The 22,867-nt window shown below is 47.1% G+C and carries 20 protein-coding genes and 2 rRNA genes; 8 read left to right on the top strand and 14 right to left on the bottom strand.

The window, feature by feature from the left end; all coding sequences use genetic code 11:
• Positions 1 to 33: 33 nt before the first annotated feature.
• Genes IT233_04710 through IT233_04700 form a run of 3 tightly spaced genes read right to left on the bottom strand, consistent with a single transcriptional unit; the run spans position 34 to position 2,969 of the window.
• Entirely contained in the window at positions 34 to 792 is a 759-nt protein-coding gene (locus IT233_04710) for a hypothetical protein (protein MCC7301921.1), read from the bottom strand.
• A gap of 45 nt (positions 793 to 837) precedes the next feature.
• Positions 838 to 1,920, bottom strand: a complete 1,083-nt coding sequence (gene mnmA / locus IT233_04705) for a tRNA 2-thiouridine(34) synthase MnmA (GenBank protein MCC7301920.1) — start codon at positions 1,918 to 1,920, stop codon at positions 838 to 840.
• A 17-nt stretch (positions 1,921 to 1,937) separates the two neighbouring features.
• A complete protein-coding gene (locus IT233_04700; protein MCC7301919.1) occupies positions 1,938 to 2,969 on the bottom strand; it encodes a hypothetical protein in 1,032 nt (343 codons plus the stop codon).
• Positions 2,970 to 3,141: 172 nt separating this feature from the next.
• On the opposite strand from IT233_04700, the gene IT233_04695 reads away from it, so the two are divergent.
• The 4 genes from IT233_04695 (at position 3,142) to IT233_04680 (ending at position 7,379) form a co-directional block, all read left to right on the top strand.
• Positions 3,142 to 3,480: a DNA-directed RNA polymerase subunit omega gene (locus tag IT233_04695; protein ID MCC7301918.1), complete on the top strand. Its 339-nt coding sequence runs from the start codon at positions 3,142 to 3,144 to the stop codon at positions 3,478 to 3,480.
• 63 nt (positions 3,481 to 3,543) lie between these two features.
• Positions 3,544 to 4,746 (top strand): bifunctional phosphopantothenoylcysteine decarboxylase/phosphopantothenate--cysteine ligase CoaBC, encoded by a 1,203-nt coding sequence (gene coaBC / locus IT233_04690; protein MCC7301917.1) that lies wholly within the window; start codon positions 3,544 to 3,546, stop codon positions 4,744 to 4,746.
• Positions 4,743 to 5,657, top strand: coding sequence for a DUF4835 family protein (locus tag IT233_04685; protein ID MCC7301916.1), 915 nt, complete (start codon positions 4,743 to 4,745; stop codon positions 5,655 to 5,657). Before coaBC ends, IT233_04685 begins: the two co-directional genes overlap by 4 nt.
• A gap of 12 nt (positions 5,658 to 5,669) precedes the next feature.
• Positions 5,670 to 7,379, top strand: a complete 1,710-nt coding sequence (locus IT233_04680) for a hypothetical protein (protein MCC7301915.1) — start codon at positions 5,670 to 5,672, stop codon at positions 7,377 to 7,379.
• Here IT233_04680 and rny read toward each other — a convergent pair.
• The 3 genes from rny to IT233_04665 form a co-directional block, all read right to left on the bottom strand.
• A complete protein-coding gene (gene rny, locus IT233_04675; protein MCC7301914.1) occupies positions 7,363 to 8,907 on the bottom strand; it encodes a ribonuclease Y in 1,545 nt (514 codons plus the stop codon). The genes IT233_04680 and rny overlap by 17 nt on opposite strands.
• 71 nt (positions 8,908 to 8,978) lie before the next feature.
• Positions 8,979 to 9,284 (bottom strand): cell division protein ZapA, encoded by a 306-nt coding sequence (locus tag IT233_04670; protein MCC7301913.1) that lies wholly within the window; start codon positions 9,282 to 9,284, stop codon positions 8,979 to 8,981.
• 17 nt (positions 9,285 to 9,301) lie between these two features.
• The gene (locus tag IT233_04665) at positions 9,302 to 9,598 is read right to left on the bottom strand and encodes a hypothetical protein (GenBank protein ID MCC7301912.1); all 297 of its coding nucleotides are present in this window, start codon (positions 9,596 to 9,598) and stop codon (positions 9,302 to 9,304) included.
• 64 nt (positions 9,599 to 9,662) lie between these two features.
• Between IT233_04665 and IT233_04660 the strand changes: the two genes are divergently transcribed.
• Complete coding sequence (locus IT233_04660; GenBank protein ID MCC7301911.1) at positions 9,663 to 10,259, top strand: threonylcarbamoyl-AMP synthase; 597 nt, start codon at positions 9,663 to 9,665, stop codon at positions 10,257 to 10,259.
• Here IT233_04660 and IT233_04655 read toward each other — a convergent pair.
• Positions 10,249 to 11,451, bottom strand: coding sequence for a hybrid sensor histidine kinase/response regulator (locus IT233_04655; protein MCC7301910.1), 1,203 nt, complete (start codon positions 11,449 to 11,451; stop codon positions 10,249 to 10,251). The genes IT233_04660 and IT233_04655 overlap by 11 nt on opposite strands.
• Positions 11,448 to 11,900 (bottom strand): response regulator, encoded by a 453-nt coding sequence (locus tag IT233_04650; protein MCC7301909.1) that lies wholly within the window; start codon positions 11,898 to 11,900, stop codon positions 11,448 to 11,450. Before IT233_04650 ends, IT233_04655 begins: the two co-directional genes overlap by 4 nt.
• Positions 11,901 to 12,072: 172 nt before the next feature.
• On the opposite strand from IT233_04650, the gene IT233_04645 reads away from it, so the two are divergent.
• Positions 12,073 to 13,164, top strand: a complete 1,092-nt coding sequence (locus IT233_04645; protein ID MCC7301908.1) for a hypothetical protein — start codon at positions 12,073 to 12,075, stop codon at positions 13,162 to 13,164.
• A 3-nt stretch (positions 13,165 to 13,167) separates the two neighbouring features.
• On the opposite strand, the gene IT233_04640 is transcribed toward IT233_04645, so the two are convergent.
• Positions 13,168 to 14,778: a glycosyltransferase family 39 protein gene (locus IT233_04640; GenBank protein MCC7301907.1), complete on the bottom strand. Its 1,611-nt coding sequence runs from the start codon at positions 14,776 to 14,778 to the stop codon at positions 13,168 to 13,170.
• A 42-nt stretch (positions 14,779 to 14,820) separates the two neighbouring features.
• Positions 14,821 to 15,957, bottom strand: coding sequence for an ATP-binding protein (locus IT233_04635; protein ID MCC7301906.1), 1,137 nt, complete (start codon positions 15,955 to 15,957; stop codon positions 14,821 to 14,823).
• Between the two features lie 145 nt (positions 15,958 to 16,102).
• Between IT233_04635 and IT233_04630 the strand changes: the two genes are divergently transcribed.
• Positions 16,103 to 17,509 carry a transposase gene (locus tag IT233_04630; protein MCC7301905.1) on the top strand — a complete coding sequence of 469 codons (1,407 nt, stop codon included), beginning with the start codon at positions 16,103 to 16,105 and terminating at the stop codon, positions 17,507 to 17,509.
• A gap of 812 nt (positions 17,510 to 18,321) precedes the next feature.
• Positions 18,322 to 19,467: a Fic family protein gene (locus IT233_04625; GenBank protein ID MCC7301904.1), complete on the top strand. Its 1,146-nt coding sequence runs from the start codon at positions 18,322 to 18,324 to the stop codon at positions 19,465 to 19,467.
• A gap of 2 nt (positions 19,468 to 19,469) precedes the next feature.
• Here the strand turns inward: IT233_04625 and IT233_04620 are convergent, their stop codons facing one another.
• The 4 genes from IT233_04620 to IT233_04605 form a co-directional block, all read right to left on the bottom strand.
• Positions 19,470 to 20,162 carry a DUF2461 domain-containing protein gene (locus IT233_04620; GenBank protein ID MCC7301903.1) on the bottom strand — a complete coding sequence of 231 codons (693 nt, stop codon included), beginning with the start codon at positions 20,160 to 20,162 and terminating at the stop codon, positions 19,470 to 19,472.
• Positions 20,158 to 22,134, bottom strand: coding sequence for a T9SS type A sorting domain-containing protein (locus IT233_04615; GenBank protein ID MCC7301902.1), 1,977 nt, complete (start codon positions 22,132 to 22,134; stop codon positions 20,158 to 20,160). Before IT233_04615 ends, IT233_04620 begins: the two co-directional genes overlap by 5 nt.
• Before the next feature lie 106 nt (positions 22,135 to 22,240).
• A 5S ribosomal RNA gene (rrf, locus tag IT233_04610) occupies positions 22,241 to 22,353 on the bottom strand.
• Positions 22,354 to 22,412: 59 nt separating this feature from the next.
• Positions 22,413 to 22,867, bottom strand: a 23S ribosomal RNA gene (locus IT233_04605); the annotation flags it as partial.

Genomic DNA, 22,867 nt, shown 5'->3' with positions numbered 1-22,867 from the left:
AGAGTGTGTTGATGTGGTTAAGATTTTGCGTTTCTACTCTGTGCCATAGGAAAGAATACGTTGTTCATAGATCACTGCCTTATCAGGATAATACCAATACTGGCTTTGCAGTGATACCGTATCTCCGTAGGGAGGAGGCTGATTGGGAAAAGACTGCTGTTTTCCCAGCAATATCAGCTTTTTATATACCAGGCCGAGCCCCGCGGCGTACTTTTCGACACCGTATTTGGTAGTAACAAGGTCCGAATAATTTATCTGCTCTACGGTGGCTACTGAATCAAAAGGTAATCCGTTAATTGTTTCCTGGGAGTGGGCCGAGCGATAGGTGTAGGGCCATTCCTCCATTACATTCATACTGTTTCCGTTCCAGTCGGCACCTGTTTTTACCGGAAAGATCAGGCGTAAGTAGCGCATATCCTCCTCCACCCTTTCTACTCCCCGGGTGGTGCGGGTAAGGTACCAGGCATCGGTGAAAGTCCAGCTCTGCTGGGAATAAGGCACCGCAGGATTAAACTTTTTCTTGTACCGCTCAATACGTATGGAACGGCGTCCTTCGTTATCGGTGAACACGGAACGTTGTACTTCCTTAATACGAAAGTAGTAGGTGGTGTCTTGCCCGGGCGCCCATTGTTCATCCATCACAAAACTATCTGCCTCGTACTCAATATAACTGCCGGTTTTTTCAGGGCAATAACTAAAACCTACGTTGGGTGCCGGCCCGTCCTTTTTACAGGCGGAAATCAGCAACACCGGAACCAGGGCTGTAAAACACCATGAAGCGTGCCTCTTCATTACCCAAAGATACTACTTGAAATGGAAATACGCCAATGGAATGAATCACTCAATAATTCCCCCTCCCACAAGGTCGTTGCCCTCGTAAATAACAGCACTCTGCCCCGGCGCAATAGCCGACACGGGTGCGTGAAAAAGTACCTTCAATTCCTGCCCTTCTTGTGTAATCGTGGCTAAAGTGCCGGGATCTTTATAGCGGATGCGGGTAATGCCCTGAAATTCCCGGGGTAATTCCGAATATTTGATAAGATTGATCTTACCCACTTTCATCTCCTGCTTTTGAAGATCCTCCTGACGACCCAAATACACCGTGTTAGTCTGCGCATCAATATGAGTAACGAATACCGGCTCCCCCAACGCGATATCCAGTCCTTTGCGCTGACCAATGGTATAAAAAGGATAGCCCTTGTGCTTGCCGGCTATGGTGCCATCGGACAGTACAAAATTACCTCCTTCCAACTTCTTGTCCAATCCGCTCACTTTTCTTTTTAGAAAACTCCTGTAATCATTATCCGGGATAAAACAGATCTCATAACTTTCCGGCTTTTTAGCCAGCTCGCCGTATCCTCTTTGCTCGGCGATTCTGCGAATCTCGGATTTTTGCATGTGCCCCAGAGGAAATATCGTTCGCCTCAGGCTCTCCTGGGTGAGTCCCCACAGCACATAGGACTGATCCTTTTTCGTGTCAATTCCCTTTGACACCACATACCTGCCGTTTTCCTTCCGCACCTGTGCATAATGGCCGGTAGCAATAAAATCACACTTCAGCTGATCCGCCCGTTTCAGCAGTGCCTCCCATTTAATATGCGTATTGCACAACACACAGGGATTGGGTGTACGTCCTGCCATGTACTCCTGAACAAAATTGTCAATGATATAATCCCCGAATTCGTTACGGATATCCAATATCAGATGCGGAAAACCATGATCAACTGCCAGCTGACGTGCGTCGTTGATGGAGTCAAGGGAACAGCATCCCGTTTCCTTTTTTGTTCCCCCGGATGCGGCATAGTCCCATGTTTTCATGGTTATTCCCACCACTTCATATCCCTGCTCATGCAACAAAAGGGCGGCAACGGAAGAGTCTATTCCTCCGCTCATAGCAACAAGTACTTTTCCTTTAGACATGGGATGCAAAGATACGGCTACTTCTTCACCCCGTTCTCCCAGAACTCCTCTTTCTCTATTTTGCCATCCACGGAAAACCATGTAATCTTTCCGTCGAGAAGACCATTCTTATAAGTGCCTTTGCATCTAATCTTTTGTCCCTGCAGTACTTCAATATATTCTTCCTTCCCGTCTTCGTTCATTCTGGCTTCCACCACCCACCTGCCGGTTTCGTGATACTCCACAAAGGGGCCGTCCTTCTTTGCACCTTTAATGGTATACGTTGCACGGGGAACCGGCTTTGTTTTGAGAGAATACCCCACCGTGTCCTTTGCTTTGACTTTGGGCGGGAAAAATTCCTCGAGCACCCCGTTATCAATCTGCTTTTTAATTTCCTTTCCGCCTTTATACAATACCTGACTTTCGGGTACGCCCTTCGAGGTATAGTGCTTCCAAACTCCTTCCTTTAGTCCTCGCTTGTATACGCCTTCCGCGCTGATAATATTTCCGGGGAAATAATAGGTTACCTTTCCTTCCAGCGTATCGTTCAGGTAGGCTCCTTTCATTTTGGGAGAACGGTCAGCATAATATTCCGTCACTCCTCCGTTTCTGCGGTCGTTCTTATAGGTGGTTTCCGACGAGACCGTTCCGTCCTCAAAATAACTCTTAGATAAACCTTCTCTCTTTCCCTTTATATAATTTTCCTCCGAGATCAGCCAGCCCTTCTCCGCATAGAACCGCCATGTGCTGTCCTTCTTTTCGTCAACATATTTCCCGGCGGCCATCAGCTTTCCTCCGGTTGTAAATACTTTGGTATGTGCCACCGTTCCGTTCTTACTGAAAACAGCCTCCCGCTTTTTCACACCATCTTCGTAGTAATAGATGAAAAGCCCGACCGGTTTATCATCCTTAAACTGTCCTTCATACGCTTTGGTTCCATTACTGTATTTCCGGATCCATTTCCCCTGTTTTTTTCCTGCAGCATCAACCTGGTTCAGATCCTGAGCCTGTATCTCTGAAAACAGAAACACAGCCAGTACCACAAGGAATAGTTCTTTCACTGAATTCATGTGCATGACAATCTTACCTGTGCCTTAAAGATACCTAAGCGCGTGAGAAGGTCTTTAAGCAATTATAACAACTTATATACCAAGTGGTTATATTTTGGAACAAACTGACAATCAATGCTTTGCCATCCTATGAAAAATGCGTAAATTCGCATCCCTAAACAAAGCCGAATCAATGGATTATAAGAAGACAAATGCAGAGGTAACGACCGTTACCCGTAACGTACGCGAGTTGGACAAGGAAACCGGCAACATTTATGAGAGCATTGCCATTTTGGGCAAGCGGGCTAATCAGATCCAAAGCGACATTAAAGAGGAGCTGACCGGAAAGCTGGCGGAGTTCGCCACCCACACTGACAACCTGGAGGAAATTTTTGAGAACCGGGAGCAGATTGAAATCTCCAAGTTTTATGAGCGTTTACCCAAGCCTTCCGATATGTCTATTGCGGAATTTCAGGACGGTAAGGTATACCATAGAAATCCCCTGAACGAAACTCAGGCGGAGAACAATTAATATTTCCATGCTGTTTCAAGCCGCAGGAACGAACAGCTTCTGCGGCTTTTGATTTTAATGACCATGCTCAGGGGAAGAAAAATCATCATTGGTATTACCGGTGGGATCGCCGCATATAAGATCCCATTTCTTATTCGCCTGCTGAAAAAAAAAGGCGCTGAGGTTAAAGTTGTGATGAGTCCTTCCGCCGGAGAATTCGTAACCAAACTCACGCTTGCCACGCTGAGCGGCAATGCGGTTCACAGTGATTTTATCAGAGACGATCATGGAAGCTGGAACAGTCATGTAAAGCTGGGATTATGGGGTGATCTGCTTATAATGGCACCCGCCACGGCCAATACGCTGGCAAAAATGGCGAATGGGAATTGTGACAATCTGCTCATGGCTGTTTACCTGTCTGCCCGGTGTCCGGTGATGGTAGCTCCGGCGATGGATCTGGACATGTACCGACACCGTACCACGCGGTCGAACATTGCTTTGCTCCAGAAAGATGGTGTTGTGGTTATTCCACCTGGAACAGGGGAGTTGGCCAGCGGGTTGAGTGGAGAAGGAAGGATGGCCGAACCCGGCATTATTCTCGGGAACATTGAAAGTTTCTTTAAGAAGAGCCTTCCCCTGAGCGGAATCAGGGCGCTGGTTACAGCGGGCCCTACCTACGAACCCATTGACGATGTACGTTTCATCGGGAATCATTCCAGCGGAAAGATGGGGATTTCACTGGCCGACGCGCTCAATCGCGCCGGAGCTGAAGTAACCCTGGTGGCGGGTCCCGGATGTCCGGACACCCAAACCGGAGGGATCCATCGTGTGAACGTACGTTCCGCGGAAGAAATGCGAAAGTCCTGCATGAAATTTGCCCCGGCGGTGCGCCTGATCATAAAATCAGCAGCCGTTGCTGATCTTCGTCCGGTGCATATTGCAAAGGGAAAGCTCAAAAAAGAAAGGGCACCCGCCCATCTGGCCCTTGAACCTACGGCCGATATACTTGCGGAGCTGGGAAAAAGAAAAAAGAAAGGTCAGATCCTGATCGGTTTCGCGCTGGAGAGCGACGATGGGATCCGTAGCGCAAGAGCGAAACTTCGCCGGAAAAACCTGGATGCCATTGTACTGAATTCGCTGCAGGATAAGGGGGCAGGCTTTGGTACCGACACTAACAAGATTACACTGCTCACGCGAAACAATAAAACCATTAAATTTGAGTTGAAGCCCAAGGCGGAAGTGGCAAAAGACATTGTGAATTTTGTTATTAAAACTCTCGGAAAATGAAACATCTGGTGGCTCTGTTTATATCCATTGCATGCTATCTGACATCAGACATTTCCCTTCTATCTGCGCAGGAACTCAACTGCAATGTACAGATCCTTTCTCCCACCATTCAGGGCACTACAGAAAAAAAGATTTTCGAAACCCTGCAGCTGGCGATCAGCGAATTCATGAACAATACACGCTGGACCGGCGATCAGTTCAAACAGGAAGAACGGATCACCTGCAATCTGACGATAACAATCAACGACAAACTATCATCCGACGAATTCAAAGGATCGATGCAAATTCAATCCAGCCGCCCCGTTTTCAAAACGTCTTATAACTCACTTGTTTTTAATCACAATGACGTAGATTTCCAGTTCAAGTACCTGGAATACCAGCCACTCGAATTTTCCAAAACCTCGCACTTATCCAACCTCACGTCTGTTCTCGCCTTTTATGCCTATATGATTATCGGAATAGACTACGATACCTTTTCGCCGGAAGGAGGAACACCTTACTTTCAATTCGCACAAACCATTGTGAACAATGCACAGAACGTACCCGAAAAGGGATGGAAGGCTTTCGAAGGACAAAAGAACCGCTACTGGATGGTGACCAACATGCTGGACGGAGTATTCAAACCGATCCGGGAATGCAACTACAAATATCACCGGCTGGGGCTGGACATTATGCAGCAGGATCTCACCTCCGGGAGAAGCGTGGCAGCCGACGCGCTCCTGTTACTGAAGAAGGTACATAACGACAAACCCTTGTCCTTTACCATGCAGGTATATTTTCAGGGAAAAGCGGATGAGATCGTAAATCTCTTCAGCCAATCATTTCCGGATGAAAAAACCAAGATCATGAATCTGCTCAACGAGATAGATCCCGGCAACGGCATTAAGTGGCAGAAAATTATGGCCAATTAAGAACCGGGGATGATGTACGGTAGCCGAGGTAGGGAGTACTTATTCTGCATCTGTTTTATCTCCTGTTCCCTCTTCGCGGGAAATTTCACACCCACCTACGATTCCATCATTAAATTTTACGAGTCGCTGGATAAAAAATATTCCAGGTGCAAACTGGTAAAGGCAGGGAAAACGGATATTGGCGAACCGCTGCATGTATTCATCCTGTCGGCGAATAATGAATTTGAGCCGAAGAAACTGAAGGAACAGGGGAAGTTGATCCTGTTGATCAATAACGGGATTCATCCCGGCGAACCGGACGGCATAAACGCCTGCATGGAATGGAGCCGGGATCTGCTGAAGACCGGTAGCATTCCGAAGGATGTGGTGATCCTGATCATTCCTACCTATAATGTAGGCGGCACATTGAACCGCAGCTGCTGTTCGCGGGCGAACCAATTCGGACCGGAGGAATACGGCTTTCGCGGCAACGCACAGAATCTGGACCTAAACAGAGATTTTATTAAATGTGATTCAAAGAATGCGGAGAGCTTTACGAAACTCTTTCGAAAATGGGATCCGCACATTTTGGTTGACACCCATGTTTCTAATGGTGCCGACTATCAATATACATTAACGCTGATCCATACGCAGCGGGATAAACTCGGCGGAATGTCTTCCAAACAAATGGATCGAATGGATCCCCTGTTACAAGACTACTGCACGAAAAGAGGATTCAGCTATTGTCCGTATGTGAACACCCTGGGTGAAACTCCGGAGAGCGGAATCGTGGGGTATATGGAAACGCCCCGTTACAGCACCGGTTATGCGGCCCTGTACAGCTGCATTGGCTATGTTGTAGAAACGCATATGTTAAAACCCTTTGATCAGCGGGTGAAAGCCACGCGCGTTTTCCTGGAAGCCCTGCTGGATATCTCGGCCAAAGAAAACGCGAATATCCGGAATGCGCGTAATGCCTCCCGTAAGACAGGTTTCGAAACCGGAAAAACCGTGATCCTGGACTGGCAGCTGGACACCGCTGCATATACCCTGTTTGACTTTCTGGGATTTCGGTCCATGAAAAAGAAGAGTGAAGTTACCGGCCTGAGCCGTTTATTTTACGATACCACACAACAAGTAACCTTCCCTGTAAAGTACTTTAACACCTACTCTCCCTCTCTGCAGGTTGAACGACCCTTATGCTATGTGATTCCGCAGGCTTGGGATGAAGTGATCCGGCGATTAGAATGGAATAAAGTTCCGGTGAAACGATTAAAAAAAGACAGCACGATACGTGTGGAGGTATACTATATCGGGGATATTCAGACCGGGAAAAATCCTTATGAAGGACATTACCTTCATTCGAATATTCAGGTGCGGAGAGATACGCAGAATGTACATTATTACAAAGGCGATTACCTGGTGTACCCCGACATGATCACCCGGCGTTTTGCGGTGGAAACCCTGGAGCCTCAGGCTCCTGATTCCTATTTCGCGTGGGGATTTTTTGATGCGGTGCTCCAGCAGAAGGAATGGTTTTCAGATTATGTGTTTGAAGAGAAGGCAAAAGAACTCCTGGACCGAAACGCGGCATTGAAAGAACAGTTCGAAAAAAAGAAAGCATCCGATCCGGTGTTCGCCGCGGATGCTTTCGCACAATTGTATTTTATTTATCTGAACTCTCCCTACTACGAGAGCTCACACCGCAGGTATCCTGTGGCGCGCGTTACTTCGCTACATTAACCGCGCGTGTTTCCCGGATCACGGTAACCTTCACCTGTCCGGGATACGTCATTTCCGTTTGGATACGCTGGGCAATAGTGAACGATAATGTTTCAGCATCCTTATCAGACACTTTTTCAGCCGTAACGATTACGCGCAGTTCACGTCCGGCCTGAATGGCATACGATTTTTCAACTCCCGGGTACGAAACCGCAAGGTTTTCAAGATCCTTGAGACGTTTCATGTATTGTTCCGCCACTTCCCTCCGTGCCCCCGGGCGGGCACCGCTGATGGCATCACACACCTGAATGATGGGTGCGTAGAGCGTATTCATTTCCACCTCGTCGTGGTGCGCTCCGATTGCATTGCACACCTCCGGCTTTTCCTTACATTTCTCCGCCAGTTTCATTCCAAGAATTGCGTGCGGTAATTCCGGTTCATCCTCCGGCACTTTTCCGATGTCATGCAACAATCCGGCCCGCTTGGCAATCTTTGGATTCAAGCCCAGCTCCGAAGCCATAATGGCACAGAGATTTGCTACCTCGCGGGAGTGTTGAAGAAGATTTTGCCCGTAGGAGGAACGGTATTTCATCCTTCCCACCATACGGGTGAGATCCGGATGCAGGGCGTGAATGCCGAGATCAATACACGTTCGCTTTCCGGTTTCTACGATTTCTTCTTCCAGTTGCTTTTTTACTTTTTCCACGATCTCTTCAATACGTGCCGGGTGAATACGTCCATCGGACACCAGCTGGTGCAGCGCCAATCGGGCGGTTTCACGACGCACCGGATCAAAGCAGGAAAGGATGATCGCTTCCGGTGTGTCATCCACTATAATTTCCACTCCGGTAGCAGCCTCAAGAGCGCGGATGTTACGGCCTTCACGGCCGATAATCCGTCCTTTCATTTCATCCCCTTCGATGTGAAAGACAGACACCGAATTCTCAATAGCATGTTCCGTAGCCACCCGCTGAATGGTTTGGATAACAATGCGCTTTGCTTCCTTATTGGCAGTAAGTTTCGCTTCCTCCACCACATCCTTCACATGCGACAAGGCTTCCGTTTTTGCTTCCGCCTTCAGTGATTCCACCAACTGGGTCTTTGCAGCTTCCGCTGAGAGCCCGGAGATGGTTTCCAGTTGTTCTACCTGGCGGCGGTGCATTTTTTCGATCTCGCCTTTTTTGTGCTCAACAAGTTCCAGCTGGTGGGCCAGGTTTTTGCGTACGTTTTCCAGCTCCGCGTCTTTTCGCTGTACCTGCTCGGTTTTCTGATTCAGGGTCTGCTCCTTCTGCCGGATACGGTTTTCAGCAGACTGAATCGAGCTGTTCTTTTCGTTCACGTGCTTCTCGTGTTCGCTTTTGAGCTGAAGGAATTTTTCTTTGGCCTGAAGGATCTTTTCGTTTTTGATCTTTTCTCCCTCCAGTTCCGCCTCCTTCACTTTAAGCTGTGCTTTTTTGAGGACACTCTTGCGAAGCACCGAGGTGGTCAGGATTATTCCCAGTAAGAGACAAACCACACCCGTTACGGCAATGATGATGATGTCCATCATGTCGAGTTGGATATTCATGATACTTTAGATATTAGGGTTCCCATTTAATGAATTAAACGGGCCGGGAGGAATCAGTTCACGCTCTCTCTCTCCTTACGCAGGTAATCGGATACGAAGGCTTCCATTTCCACCAGACGGAAGGCCATGTCCTGGTCTACCATCATCTGCTGTTCTGTATGCAGGTTCTGTGTGAATAGTTGCAAAGCTGACATTGCCAACAGGTCCTGCGCGTCCTTTACGGCGTAGCTGGACCTGAGTTCATCCATTTTACGGTTGATCTGTTCTGCCGCCTTACGCACCATTCCTTCCCTTCCCTTTTCCACCTTAATGGGATACGTTCTGCCGGCTATGTTTATTTTTATGGATACTTCAGCCATCGGATCGGGTATTGCCCTTACCTGTTAAGAAGAGCGATGCATTTGTCTATTTCCCGCACCAGCTCATTAATTTTACTTTTTAACTCTGATTTATCTGTACTATTGACTCCGGTTGCCGCTGCCAGGTTCCGCACCTGCAACTTCTCTTCCAGAGACTTCAGTTTAATTTTTAGGGATTCTTTTTCTTTGCGGAGTGAATCCGTTTCCCCCGTAAGCCGGTGATTCTCTTCCGCCAGCTTCTTATGCAAATGTACCAATTTTTCCACCTTACTTTGCAGGCTGGTTACCGTATGAACAAGATCCTGGCGTTTCACAATGTTAAAGATATACTTTTTATTATATATTCTATTATGCTTATAATCAGCTAAATATAAAACAATGATTCTGCACTGTAATCCTGATAAACCTAATTCAGATGCCATCCGCAGGGCAGCGGAGATCCTTCGCTCAGGGGGCGTGGTGATCTATCCCACCGACACGGTTTACGGGATGGGCTGCGACATGATGAATTCCAGGGCCTGGGAACGCCTTTGCCGGATCGGGGGACTGGATCCTGGGCGGGCGAATCCTTCCTTTCTTTTTTACGACTTGTCGCATCTGGCAGACTACACACGCCCGGTTCCCAACCATATTTTCCGTGAAATGAAAAAACTCCTGCCCGGGCCGGTTACTTTTATTCTTGAATCAAACAACAGGCTGCCCGGAATTTTCCGCAACCGGAAAAAGACCATCGGCATCCGCGTACCTGATAACCTGATCATCCGGGAACTGGTAAAAGAGCTGGGAAATCCGATTCTGAACACCTCGGTTCGCGATGCGGAAGATGAAGTGACAGAACACCTGTCGGATCCGGATCGCATTCACGATCTGTACGGTGATAAAGTGGAATTGGTGCTTGCGGGAGGCTATGGAGGACTTCATACCTCCAGGGTACTGGACTGTACCGGCGGGGATGTGAAAGTGATCAGGGAATAGGAATGGTAATCGTGAAGGTAGAGCCTTTTCCCAATTCGCTCTCGCAGGATATCTTCCCTTTGAGCAATTCCATCTGCTTCACAACAATATTCAGTCCCAGCCCGGTTCCCTGGATACCCGCTGCATTCTTTCCTCTGAAGAACCGGCCAAAGAGATTTTCCTTGTCCTCCTCCGAAATACCGATACCTTCATCACTGACGCTGATCCTGATGCCCGTTTTGCCGGTTTCAGAGCTAAGGGTAATCTTTCCGCCGTCGGGGGAAAACTTTATGGCGTTGCTCAGCAGGTTGATGAGCACCTGCTCCAGAATCTTCTCATCGCTCATGACCACAGGGCGGCCTTTATGTTTTACATCCAGCAGCTGATTCCCCTTAAGCAACAGACGGAACGATGTTAAGGTTTCACTGATCAGCTGTGTCAGATCGAATTCTTCATAACGAACCGCTACCTTACCCTCCTCGAGTTTTCCAACAAGCAGGACATCATCCAGCAGATCGGTAAGGTGATTCACCGCAGATTTAATTCTTGTAATATGCCGCAACTGATTATCCTTATCATTCAGATCGCCGTACTTCTGTACAAGTGTGAGGGATGAAAGCACCATGGCGAGCGGCGTGCGGAACTCATGCGAAGTGGTTGAGATAAAGCGGGATTTCAGTTCATTGAGTCCCTTTTCTTTGACGAGCGCATCGCTGAGTTCTTTCCGGGTTTTATTCAGTTCTTGCACCGCTTCTTCCAGCACGGCAGTACGCTCACGGATGCGTTCCTCCAGGTTAAGATTCAGAAGCTTCTGCTCTTCCTGTATCCGTGCATGCTCCATGCTGTAGCGGATGCTTGATTCCAGCTGCCTGGCATCAATTCTTCCCTTCACAAGAAAATCAGAAGCACCGGCTTCCAACGCGCTGTGATCTACTTGAAAGTCATGCTGCCCAGTGAGTAAAATGAACGGCGCAGTATGATTTCTCGAACGTGCTTCACGGATCAGCTCAACGCCACTTCGTACACCCAGGTTATAATCCACAAGATATACATTGTGATCCTGCTTCATCACCTCCTCCAACCCCCGATCATAATCGCCGGCCCATTGAACAGAATACTTGTGGTGCTCTATTCCTGAAACAATATCCCGGGTGATAATGAAATCCTCTTCATCATCATCAATCATCAACACCTTTATCTCCGGTCCTTTCATTTCATTATTGGCGGGAGTTCAACAATATCAAACCAGTACTTATTGAGGGTCCTCATTATCTCTACCATTGCGTTGAAACTCACCGGTTTTGAAATGAATGAATTCACTCCCAGTCCGTAGGACCGCACAATGTCTTCCTCCGCTTTTGAGGTGGTCAGCACAATAACGGGAATGGAACTGAGGCGCTGATCCGATTTTATTTCACGCAGGGCTTCCCGTCCATCCTTCTTCGGCATATTGAGATCCAGCAAAATTATTCCGGGTAAAGGATAAAGCAGTCTTTCGCTAAACTTTCCTTCATTTCTCAGATACTGGAGCAACTCCTCCCCGTTCTCTACGTGTTGAATAGTGTTCTTCAGCCGGCTTTCATACAACGCATCCGTGATCAGCATCCTGTCTTCAGCGTCATCATCGGCAATTAATATTTCGATCGACTTCGGGATTCTCATTAAGCACCTTGATCTTTTTAATTCTGATTAAAAGTAAAAAACAATTTCGTTCACAGACACTGACCGAAAATATGACAAGTATCATAAAAGCAGTGGGTCCTGGGGTACTTGTTAGGTAACGGGGTGACTCCCATCATTCAGACGCATATCAGATATTCCGAATTTCGCTTTTATGATCACGAAAACCGACAAGAAGATTTCCACGCTGTTTGGCGCCTTAGGGGTGGTTCTGACGGGATTGATTTTGTGGGCCGATATCAGCAGTCCGCAGGGTGTTGCCTGGGGATTTGTTTACGTGGTTGTTGTGCTGCTTACGCTGTGGATGAGAGGAATGATGAACACCCTTCTTTTCAGCGTGGTTTCAGTACTGCTGACACTTTTCGCCTTGCTTATCAAACCTCCCGGCACGGAAATGTACATTGTACTAACCAACCGTTTTCTGTCGGTAGGGTCCATCCTCATCACCTTTGTGGGAATTCTGATCTATAAACGCAGAGAAAGGCTGATTCATCAACAGCAGGAAGTGCTACTCCGGCTCACCGAAGAACTAAAGCTTTCTAATTCCGACCTGGAGCAGTTTGCGTATGTGGCATCGCACGATCTGCAGGAACCACTCCGGAAGATCCAGTCATTTGGTGATCGTCTTGTGACAACTGAGAGGGAGAAGCTTTCCGAAACGGGGAAGGATTATTTAAGCCGGATGATGAATGCCTCGTCACGCATGCAAACGCTGATAGATGACCTGCTCACGTACTCTCGTCTTTCCTCACGACATTCTGTTTTCACTACGGTTGATCTGAATGAAGTGCTGAAAGAAGTGCAAGACGACCTTGAGCACTCCATTGAAAAAAGCGGGGCGCGAATTGAAGCCTCGGGGCTACCTCACCTTCCTGCGGACCGAACGCAGATCCGTCAGCTTTTCCAGAATCTGCTCTCGAACTCCATTAAATTCCGGAAGGAGAATGAAGCGCCTGTAATCCGGATCACGAGCTGTGTCACAGAGGGCCAGCGGACAGGAAATGAAGTGAGCGAGATACGTTTTACAGACAACGGGATTGGTTTTGACAACAAGTACAGCGAAAAAATTTTCCAGTTTTTTCAGCGGCTTGAAGGGAAGAAGTACGAGGGGTCCGGGATCGGCTTAGCCGTATGCCGCAAGATCGCAGCCCGCCACGGCGGAAGCATCAGTGTTCACAGCGAAACGGGCCAAGGCACCACTTTCACGATCCGGCTTCCCCTTGGTAGTACTCGTAGTAATACTTAGTTCTTACGGCTGGCGCTTTTCCCAGAACACAAATCCGTTCTTTCGGAATAACTCAATACATTCCGGGCATTGTCTCTGCAACTCCTCCGCCTTCGTGATCCTGCTTACCAGATACATGTGCGGTGAAGGCAGACCTGTGTTTTTTTTCTGTGCAGCATAAAACAGATGCGCATAGCTCTTGAAACCGTAAGTCTCCACAGAACAATTCTCCCCTGCCTTGCTTTTGTAAAAGGCGATCGCCGCACCCTGACTGTATTCCTCCACCCTTGGAACAACGAGCACCATCATCAATGAGGTAACCGCGAGCGTAGCCAGGGGAATCCATTGAAGCAATGCAACTTTCCTCCCTATCTGAGCAAGGATCAGGTATCCCAGCAGTGCGGCGAAAACAAGTCCCGGTATCCACTCCCACCCCATCCATGCGGCCTCCGCTTCCAGATTTGCTTTGGCGAACTCATCCCGCAACACACCGGGTTTAAGCAGGTAAGTTTCCAGGTGTTCAATCAGAGGTGCTGCAACAAATGCGAGCGACAAGACCCCTCCGGTGAGCACTGCCAGAAAAGTATCGCGGGACTTCCACCGCAGTTCACCGCTAAGCAAGCGCTGCATATTCACTGCTGCGAAAAACGTAAGCGGAAAATAACACAGCGAAGAATAGTGAACAATCTTAGTTTGTACAACAGAGAACAGAATCAGCGTAACCCAGAAAAGTATCCGCATCCATCGGTGGAACTCCTGTTCCAACGTACGGTGCCCTTTCGAAACAGTAAACACCGGCCTCCAGTTTCCGGAGAGTGCGAATACCGAGGCCGGAAAACAGCCAAAGAGCAGCACCAGCGCATGATAGAAGAAGGGGCCTCCGTGCCCCGCATCTTCGGTGGAAAATAGCCGGACCTGATAGAGGATAAATTCTCCGAGCAGCTCCGATTTTCCACTGAGGATAAGATAAATGAACCATGATCCTCCGGACAACAGGAATGCGAAGCCGAAGCGAAGTGCTTGCAGGAATGAAATTCCGCGCCCCCGCACAATAAGCAAATGCACGCCAAGGCAAAGCAATACAATGAGCAGGGCTACAGGACCTTTTGTAAGCATGGCCAGTCCGGTCCACATGCCCGCCAGCAAGGGTCGCTTTCCGGCCGACTCTTCGTGCAGGCCTAGAATAATCTGTTCCGCTCCGAGGAAGATGAACAAATTGAACCAGGGATCAATGATCGCTGACCGGAAATAGAAATGCGGGAGTACAGATCCTGCATAGAGCAGTACCCAATACAAGCCAAAAGTGTGGCCTCGGAGTTTTTTTCCGATTCGGAACAAGGTCAGCAGGGTTAGCACGCTGCACAGCACGTTGGGAAAACGAGCTGCAAATTCGTTGATGCCGAAGGCGTGCATGGAAAGAGCCTGCATCCAAATGAAAAGGGGCGGCTTTTCCCAGAAAGGAAGGAAGTTAATCTGCGGGAAGGCGTAGTTTCCGGTAACGATCATCTCCCGGGCACATTCCGAAAAATTGATCTCATCCCAGTCAAACAAATGCGCCGATCCAAGGAATGGGGTAAAGATCAGGAGCGCAAAGGCTGCAAGAAGGAGAGGAAAGTGGCGCGATGAAGGATTCACGGGACAAAGATAGAAGTATAAAAAAATATCTCCAGTCCGTGCTCAGTCATTACCGGAGGAGATAAATTGCGCAAAATGATCCCGGGTGATGCGTTCCGTTTTGGCGCCCGGGTATGCGTTGAGAAAAGCAGCTGAGAAATTCTTCTTCCTGCCTGACTTCCATTTGAATTCATAGGCATGCATGGCGCCGTCCCTTTCCTCCACGTAATCGATCTCCTGCTGCGCAAGCGTACGCCAGAAAAAACGGTTGCAGGGCTGGCCGGAGTTGTAAAAATACTTCAGTCGTTCCGTTACCAGGAAATTTTCCCATAGCGCCCCCTTATCATTACGCAATTCAACCGGATTGAACTGATTGACCACCGCATTTCGCAATCCGAGGTCATAGAAATACACCTTTCTGCTCTTCTTCAATTCATTTCTGAGATTCCGGCTTAACGAGTGCAAGCGGTACACAATAAAGCATTTCTCCAGCAACGTAACGTATTTCTCCACGGTTTCGTTGTTCAATCCGCAGGTCTGTCCGAGTTCATGGAAAGAAACTTCCTGTCCGGTTTGCAGGGCCAGCATCTGAACCAGCCTCTCCAGGCGCTCCGGTTTCAATATCCGTTCCCAGGTTAGTATATCCTTATAAAGATAGCTGTCGGCCAGCAATTTCAGGCGTTCCTTTTCATCCCCGGGGTGGTTTATCACATCCGGGAAATACCCGAACACGAGGCGTTGCTCCAGGGATCTGTTTTCATTCATTTTTCCATGATAATCTGCCATTTCCTGATACGATAGCGGAAGGAGGTGAAACTCCCACTTGCGGCCGGTCAGGGGCTCATTGATCTTATTAGCCAATTCAAAGGATGAGGAGCCGGTAGCAATGACTTTCACTCCGGGAATGTTATCCACAACCAGCTTAATGCAAAGTCCGATATTCTCGATACGCTGAGCCTCGTCGATCACGAGCAATTGCGTATTCCCGAGGATATTTTTCAGGCGGGCGATGGTAGGGGAAGCCAGTATTTCGCGGGTTTCGGCTTCATCGCCATTGAGCCAAAGAAGTTTCTTCGGGGTGTTTTCCGCCAATTGCTTCACGAGGGTGGTTTTCCCGGATTGTCGCGGACCAAGGATCACCAGGGCTTTGTTATCCTTCATCCGGGATGATATTTTCTTCTCAATAAGACGATTTATCATTTTTACGGATACTTCCGCAAATTTAATACATATTTTACGGATTCATCCGTAATTTTAACATTTCCTTTGTATTTAGCTGTATAATAATAAGTTACAGCTATGATGTTTCCTGTATTACCTTCGCCGCCCAAAAAAAACTGCAAGCATGAAAAAACATCGGGAAAAGTACGATTCGTACATCACCTATTTGTATGCGACAGGGCAGGAAGAAAAGCTGCCCTTGACATTCCGGAGGGAGATCCCCTACACTACGATCTCCAACTGGAGAAAAGAACATTCGAAGAAATTCAAAGGATCGGAATACCGTGATTTGCACGATCAGGCTTTCCGGGTAGCCGGTTTGGAGGATAAGAACCGTCGACTTAAGCAACAGATGAGGAGCATTCTGCGTTCGTATCTCTCTCTTAGAAACATCCTGGGTCCCGTAATCCGGAAATCAGGCAATGATTCTGATACCCAGAGGGAAGTTTTGAGTGCCATCCGGTATTTGATCGAGGTGGCCGGAGTTCATGCGGCCCTACGCATCATTGGGATCTCAAGAACACAATTTCAGCAATGGAAACTGGAATCGCAATACAAGTGCTTTGACTCATTTATCAGTTTGTGCACCAAACGGCATCCACATCAATTGAGTCTGGAAGAAGTAGAAATGATGAAGCGTTGGATGAGCAAGCCGGAGTTGGAACATTGGCCGCTGTCTTCGATTGCGGCACAAGCGCTAAGAAAAGGAAGCATTATCGCTTCGCTGTACAGTTGGTATAAATATGCGAAGCTTGTAGGTCATGAGAGAAAAAAATGGAAGAAGAAATCCAAAGGTACCGGGGTAATAACAACCTATCCGAACGAATACCTGCATCTGGACGCAACGCAGGTTGACACCATTTCGATGGGGCGTGTTTACATCTGCTTCATCATGGATAATTTCTCCCGTATGATACTGGGTTATTCCATCGCCAGGAAAAAGCGGTTCTCGTTAGTGATAGATGCTCTTAAAAATGCATTGGAAGTTCTGATGAAACATCCGAATCATGACGATGTGAATCTCGTGACAGATGGAGGGAGGGAAAACAACAATAAAGATGTGAGCGAATTTCTGAGCCGGTTGAGTGGGATCAAAATGAAAAAGATCACTGCGGTACACGGGTTCATTCCCAGCAACAACCCGGTGGAAGTGATCCATCGGGTGATGAAGTCGTGCTACCTGAACCGGAGGAGTTTTGTAGGTACCGAAGATCTGGACCTTTACCTTCAGGCAGCGGTGAAAGAATACAATGAAGTGAGGCCGCATTACAGGCACCGGCCGCTAACACCGCGAGAAGTCTACTTCAACATCCCGCTAAAATTTTCAGTTAGGCGAAGAATGAGAAATGCGGCCAGAAAACGCCTGAAAGTGAACCGCTGCGGGTCGTGCATACAGTGCAAAAAACCTGCAGACTGTTCAAACTCCAGACATCACGCACACAAGCCTGATAATCAGCACTCTGATAATTTGCTCACGAAAAACCTACCTTCTAAGGTAACTTTGGTTTCAGAAAAACCTGAAATGCAGTAACTTGGTCAGATGAGAGGGTGTTCAATTCCCCTACGGGCTACGAAAAGTTAAAGTAATCGCCTCTAAATCAAATGGTTAGAGGCGATTTTGTTTTTAAAGTAACCAATGAGTAACCAATTCCGTAACTTTGCTATCGCGTGAACGCGATAGGATGACAAAAGAAATCGGTGATACAAGACTGATAAGCAACAGCGGAAAGATCGCGCTGAGGGCACGCTTGATGAGACCGACCTGACATCTCATAAGAGTATTGTCCGGCCAATCGTTATTCCCGGCATTTATTCGAGTATGAAAAAAAGAGTTGCGCGAAGCCAGGGCTATTCCGTTGTGCTGAATGATATGGCGGGTAAGCCGAAATCTGTTACACGTTGAAAAAATAACTTTCGCTTCGTTGTCGGATAATCGTCTAAAAATCTCATTTAGAATACCTTCAATTTCAGATCCGGATTTACCTTCTATTCGTGGGTAAACACAATACATTGCCTTTGGGTTATGAGCCCAAAGGTGCCTGGGTTTTTCGCTAATGTACTGCATCTCCAGTTTTTCTGAAATCTGGACTACCTTACAAGGTAGGTTTTTATTGGATATTTTATTAAGCGTCTGAAAATCAAGTAAGTCTGCACTAGTCGGAGCATGCCATCTGGCATGAGATCCTTTGCCTCAGTCTTCCATCCTCCATACAGATTGAAGAGCGAAGATCGAAACAATATTATCTTGCTGATTTTCTGATGGTTACAAAATCGTTTTAACTATGGATATTTATAGTTAATGTTTATCATCTATATTTAACTATAAATTCGTATATTTAAAGCATGGATCTCAGGGATTTTAAGGCGGGGAAGTATATTCAGCAAAAAAGTCTAAAGAGCTTTATTCCTGAACAGGTAAACCATGCCTGGACCATTACCGATCCGGAGATCCAACAATTGTTAGAGCAGGCAAACGCTGCTATCCATGCACTGAATTCTGTTTCTGAACTGCTTCCCGCAACCGAAGCATTTGTACGCTTACATGTTTTTACCGAAGCTACCTTTTCCAGTAAGATAGAAGGAACACAAACAAGCGTGGAAGAAGCTGTATATGATAAAGACTTCGCTGATCCTGAATCCGGAAACGACTGGCAGGAAGTGCAAAACTATGTGAAAGCGCTCCATCACAGCATCAAACTTTTAAAAAGCATTCCACTTTCATCAAGGCTAATCAAAGAATGTCATAGTCAGTTGATGAAAGGTGTTCGCGGTGCGCATAAAAGTCCGGGCGAATTCCGCCGCTCTCAAAACTGGATTGGTGGTAGAACTATTCAAACAGCCAGTTTCATCCCACCCCCGCACGAAGAACTTTCTCCGCTCATGGGTGATTTGGAAAAATTCTTACATAACGAGAAGATACTCATCCCCCATCTCGTTCGGATCGGTATTGCCCATTATCAATTTGAAACCATACACCCCTTCCTCGATGGAAACGGTCGCGTAGGACGACTCCTGATTATACTCTACCTCATTGAAAGTAAGATCCTGCAAAAACCCACCCTCTATTTTTCTCAATTCATCGAGAAAAATAGAATGGAATATTATGAACGCCTGCACAAAGCTCGTGTAGATCACGATCTCAGTGGATGGATTCGCTTTTTTCTTTATTCAATCAAAGAAAGTGCGCAGGTAAGCCGACAAAACTTGCTCGACAGCCTTGACCTGGATAAAAAATTACGTGAGAAGATCTCTAAGAATTTAGGCCGACGTGCAGAATTAGCTCAAGAACTCTTGCTGCACCTCTACGGCCATCCTGTGATCAATGCCGATGATGTTGTTCAGAAACTGAACATCACCAAACCAACAGCCTATGTGCTCCTGGACGAATTCCTCAAACTCAACATTCTGAAAGAACGTACAGGTTTCAAACGGAATCGCATTTTTGTGTTTGAGAAGTTCCTGAAAGGTTTTGAGAGCGTAGATCAATAGTTCTATAGCACCGACACCCCATTCGCATCCGTCGTTAACACCTCACTCATGTGATCAAAAAACGGTCGAACCCTTTTGTAGGTCTCGCTCATCTTTTTTACAAAGCCGGGAGAAAGCACTTCTTTATCGGTAAAATCGTGCTGGAAATAAAATTGCTTATAACGAAGTAGTTCAATAGCGGGATGATCCTTGGCGTAACCACGTGGGGCTGACTTAACCGTTTCCCCCTTCATCTTCCCAAAAGTGTTCAGGATGGTTTTATTTTTCAGAACTTTTCTCCACTCTGCAAAATTGAGATCGATGTCCTGACGGATCCGCTGCAGATCGGCCGGCTCCGGTCCCCAGAAACCACAGGCCAGAAAACTATTCCCGGGTTTGAGATGAAAATAATACCCTCCCCTCCTACTCTTCGTGGCTCTTCTAAAGGCTCCACTCCAATGGGTATTGTAAGGTGTTTTGTCATTGGAAAAACGTACGTCTTTGTAGATCCGAAAAAGTGCTTTCTTTCCGCTCGGTGTTTCGATTTGGTCGTGACTATTCATTTCCAACAAGAGTGCCTCAGCAAACTGCTCAATGTTGGCTCGTACTGCTAAATACTTGTCTTTGTGCTTTGCAAACCAATCCCGGTTGTTGTTCCGGGAAAGGGATCTGAGAAAACTAAATGCTTCTTTTTCAATCAAACTCAAGGAATCAATGGTTGATTACGATTCTTTTCTGCACCGTACCCTCATCCGCTATAATTTTTAGAAGATAGATACCAGAGGACAAAGCACCAGTTTCAACTCTGGAATACTCGGAATTTATAATCAGTTGTCCGGTAATGTCCGTTACTTGAAGGGAACGCAGTCTCAGCCCGCTCAGTTTCACTTCGACAAAATCGGACGCAGGGTTTGGAAACACAAGAACCAGTTCACCCCACTCATTCACGTCGGCTGAACTGGATATTCCAATTACATTGGATCTCGATGTAGTTACAATCTGCGTATTGAGATCCAGGCGGGCAGGGACACAGGAGATATTCCACAAGGTTTGTACCCTCCAACTCGCAGTAGCTACCCAGGCAGCATAGGCCGGATCGATTATGGTTTGCTGGGTGCCTGCAACACTGTTAATAGCCTGCCAGTTACCATTACTGAAATCGTCACGCATCAACACGTAAGCATTTACCGGATTGCCGGATCCTTCAATCGTATACAGCTGGGTCCAGCTGAATGTACCCGCATTGTTGGAGATATAAATGGTATTATGATAAGGTCCCAATTGGCCAAGGTTCCTGCAAGTGTCAACCGCTCCTAACTTGTAGCGATACGTTCCCGTATTAGGGTTACCTGTGTTGGGAAAATAAAGTGTCGAGGTAGTATCTATGAACAAACTCAATGAATCAAAAGACACTCTCCCAATCGGCTGATAATTGTTGGTGGTGATCTCCCTGAATACAATAAAAGAATCAACATTGTTGTATCCTGTTTTATCCCACATGATCACATTGTATTGGGAGAGAGAATCTACGGTTACCAAGCAAATCGGCGGTTGAATTGAATTACTGATCTGGTTAATATTGAATGGGGTTGACATCCCGGAGCAACCAGAACGCACGGTATAGGTTCCATTTTGGGAAGCGTAATAAGTGGTTCCCGTTGCACCACTAATCGGAGAACTATTCAGATACCACTGATTTCCGGAACTCGCACTGGAGGTTAAAAGTACGGAATCTCCAAGGCAAAGATCAACGGTTCCTGATGGAGAAATTGATGGTGTTGGAATACTGCATGGCGTATATTTCCAAAAATTCATTGATGGAATGTATGCGATTGTACTATCTCCCAATCCTACATACCCGAAATTTCCAATGGAGAAACCTATTGCCCTTGAAGTGGTATATCCGGATATTGCGTAAGGGGTGATCATGGACCAACTATCACTTACTGAATTGTATTCATACACATCACGACTTCCTCCGGTGGCCACGTACCCCAGGGTTCCAATAGAGTACCCGACGGAATGCGCCAAGCCAAAATTGGCAAAAGCTTTTGGACTCCATGTGTTAGCGACAGGGCTATATTCATAAAAGTTAGGATTCCCTAAAAACTGATAATAATACAAGTTGCTCCCAATAGTAAAGGCAGTACCATTATCTGTTGGAGAACCTGGATAATTTGCAATTTGCGTCCAATTATCTGCTACAGGATCGTATTTCCACTGGTCAAAAGGTGTTTGTGCGTTATAGCGTCCGAACATCACGAATCCTAATCCGCTGGCAGAACATCCAACAGCATCACTTCTGAGTGTGCCCGGAAATGCTGCGATAGCCTGCCAAGTATTTGTTGCGGGAGAATATTTATAGAAGTCTGACTGGTAACCGGTACCATCACCACCCAGCCCAATATAACCAAGAGAATCAATTGAAAAACCTACGGCGCTATCACGTGCAGTACCCGGAAAATTTGCTTTTTGGGTCCAGCCATTTGAAAGCGTATCGAATTCCCACGTGTCATTTTTTAGCTGGGATTCTAGTCCTGTGCACACATAACCTTTTGCACCAATGGAGAAAGAAACTGCACCGGAACGGACTGGCAGAGGAAACGGTCCTGCCACTGACCAGCTTCCCTGTGCATTTGTGAGCTGGGAATGAAGTGCCGTAAACAGAATCAGGATTAAGTATCGCATGAGGTAGAGTTTGGAATGACCAATCTAATCTATTTTCAGAAAAGAAAAAATGAGTCCGGAGGGGGATAAAAACAAAAGCCCCAACATTTCTGAAGGGGCTTTTGAAGGGCGGCAACGACATACTCTCCCGGGCTTTAGGCCTAGTACCATCTGCTCAGCCGGGCTTAACTTCTCTGTTCGGAATGGGAAGAGGTGGACACCGGCGAAATAGTCGCCATAGATCGTAAATAAGAATTGACACACTGAAAAGAGAATACAAAAGATTGTAATTGAAACCCTGACAGAAAGCTAACAGGCAATTAGTATTGCTCGGCTTTGGTGTTACCACCTTTACACCTGCAACCTATCAACGTAGTAGTCTGCTACGACCTGTATAAGGAAGTCTCATCTTGAGGTGAGTTTCGCACTTAGATGCTTTCAGCGCTTATCTCATCCATACATAGCTACCCTGCGCTGCCGCTGGCGCGACAACAGGCACACTAGAGGTATGTCCGACTCGGTCCTCTCGTACTAGAGTCAGGTCCACTCAAACTTCCAACGCCCATCACAGATAGGGACCGAACTGTCTCACGACGTTCTGAACCCAGCTCGCGTGCCACTTTAATAGGCGAACAGCCTAACCCTTGGGACCTTCTCCAGCCCCAGGATGTGACGAGCCGACATCGAGGTGCCAAACCTCCCCGTCGATATGAGCTCTTGGGGAAGATCAGCCTGTTATCCCCGGCGTACCTTT

This window comes from Bacteroidia bacterium (genome assembly GCA_020852255.1).
Lineage (GTDB): Bacteria > Bacteroidota > Bacteroidia > JADZBD01 > JADZBD01 > JADZBD01.
The sequence above is the reverse complement of the archived record's forward strand: the minus strand, read 5'-3'. Positions and strand labels throughout refer to the sequence as shown.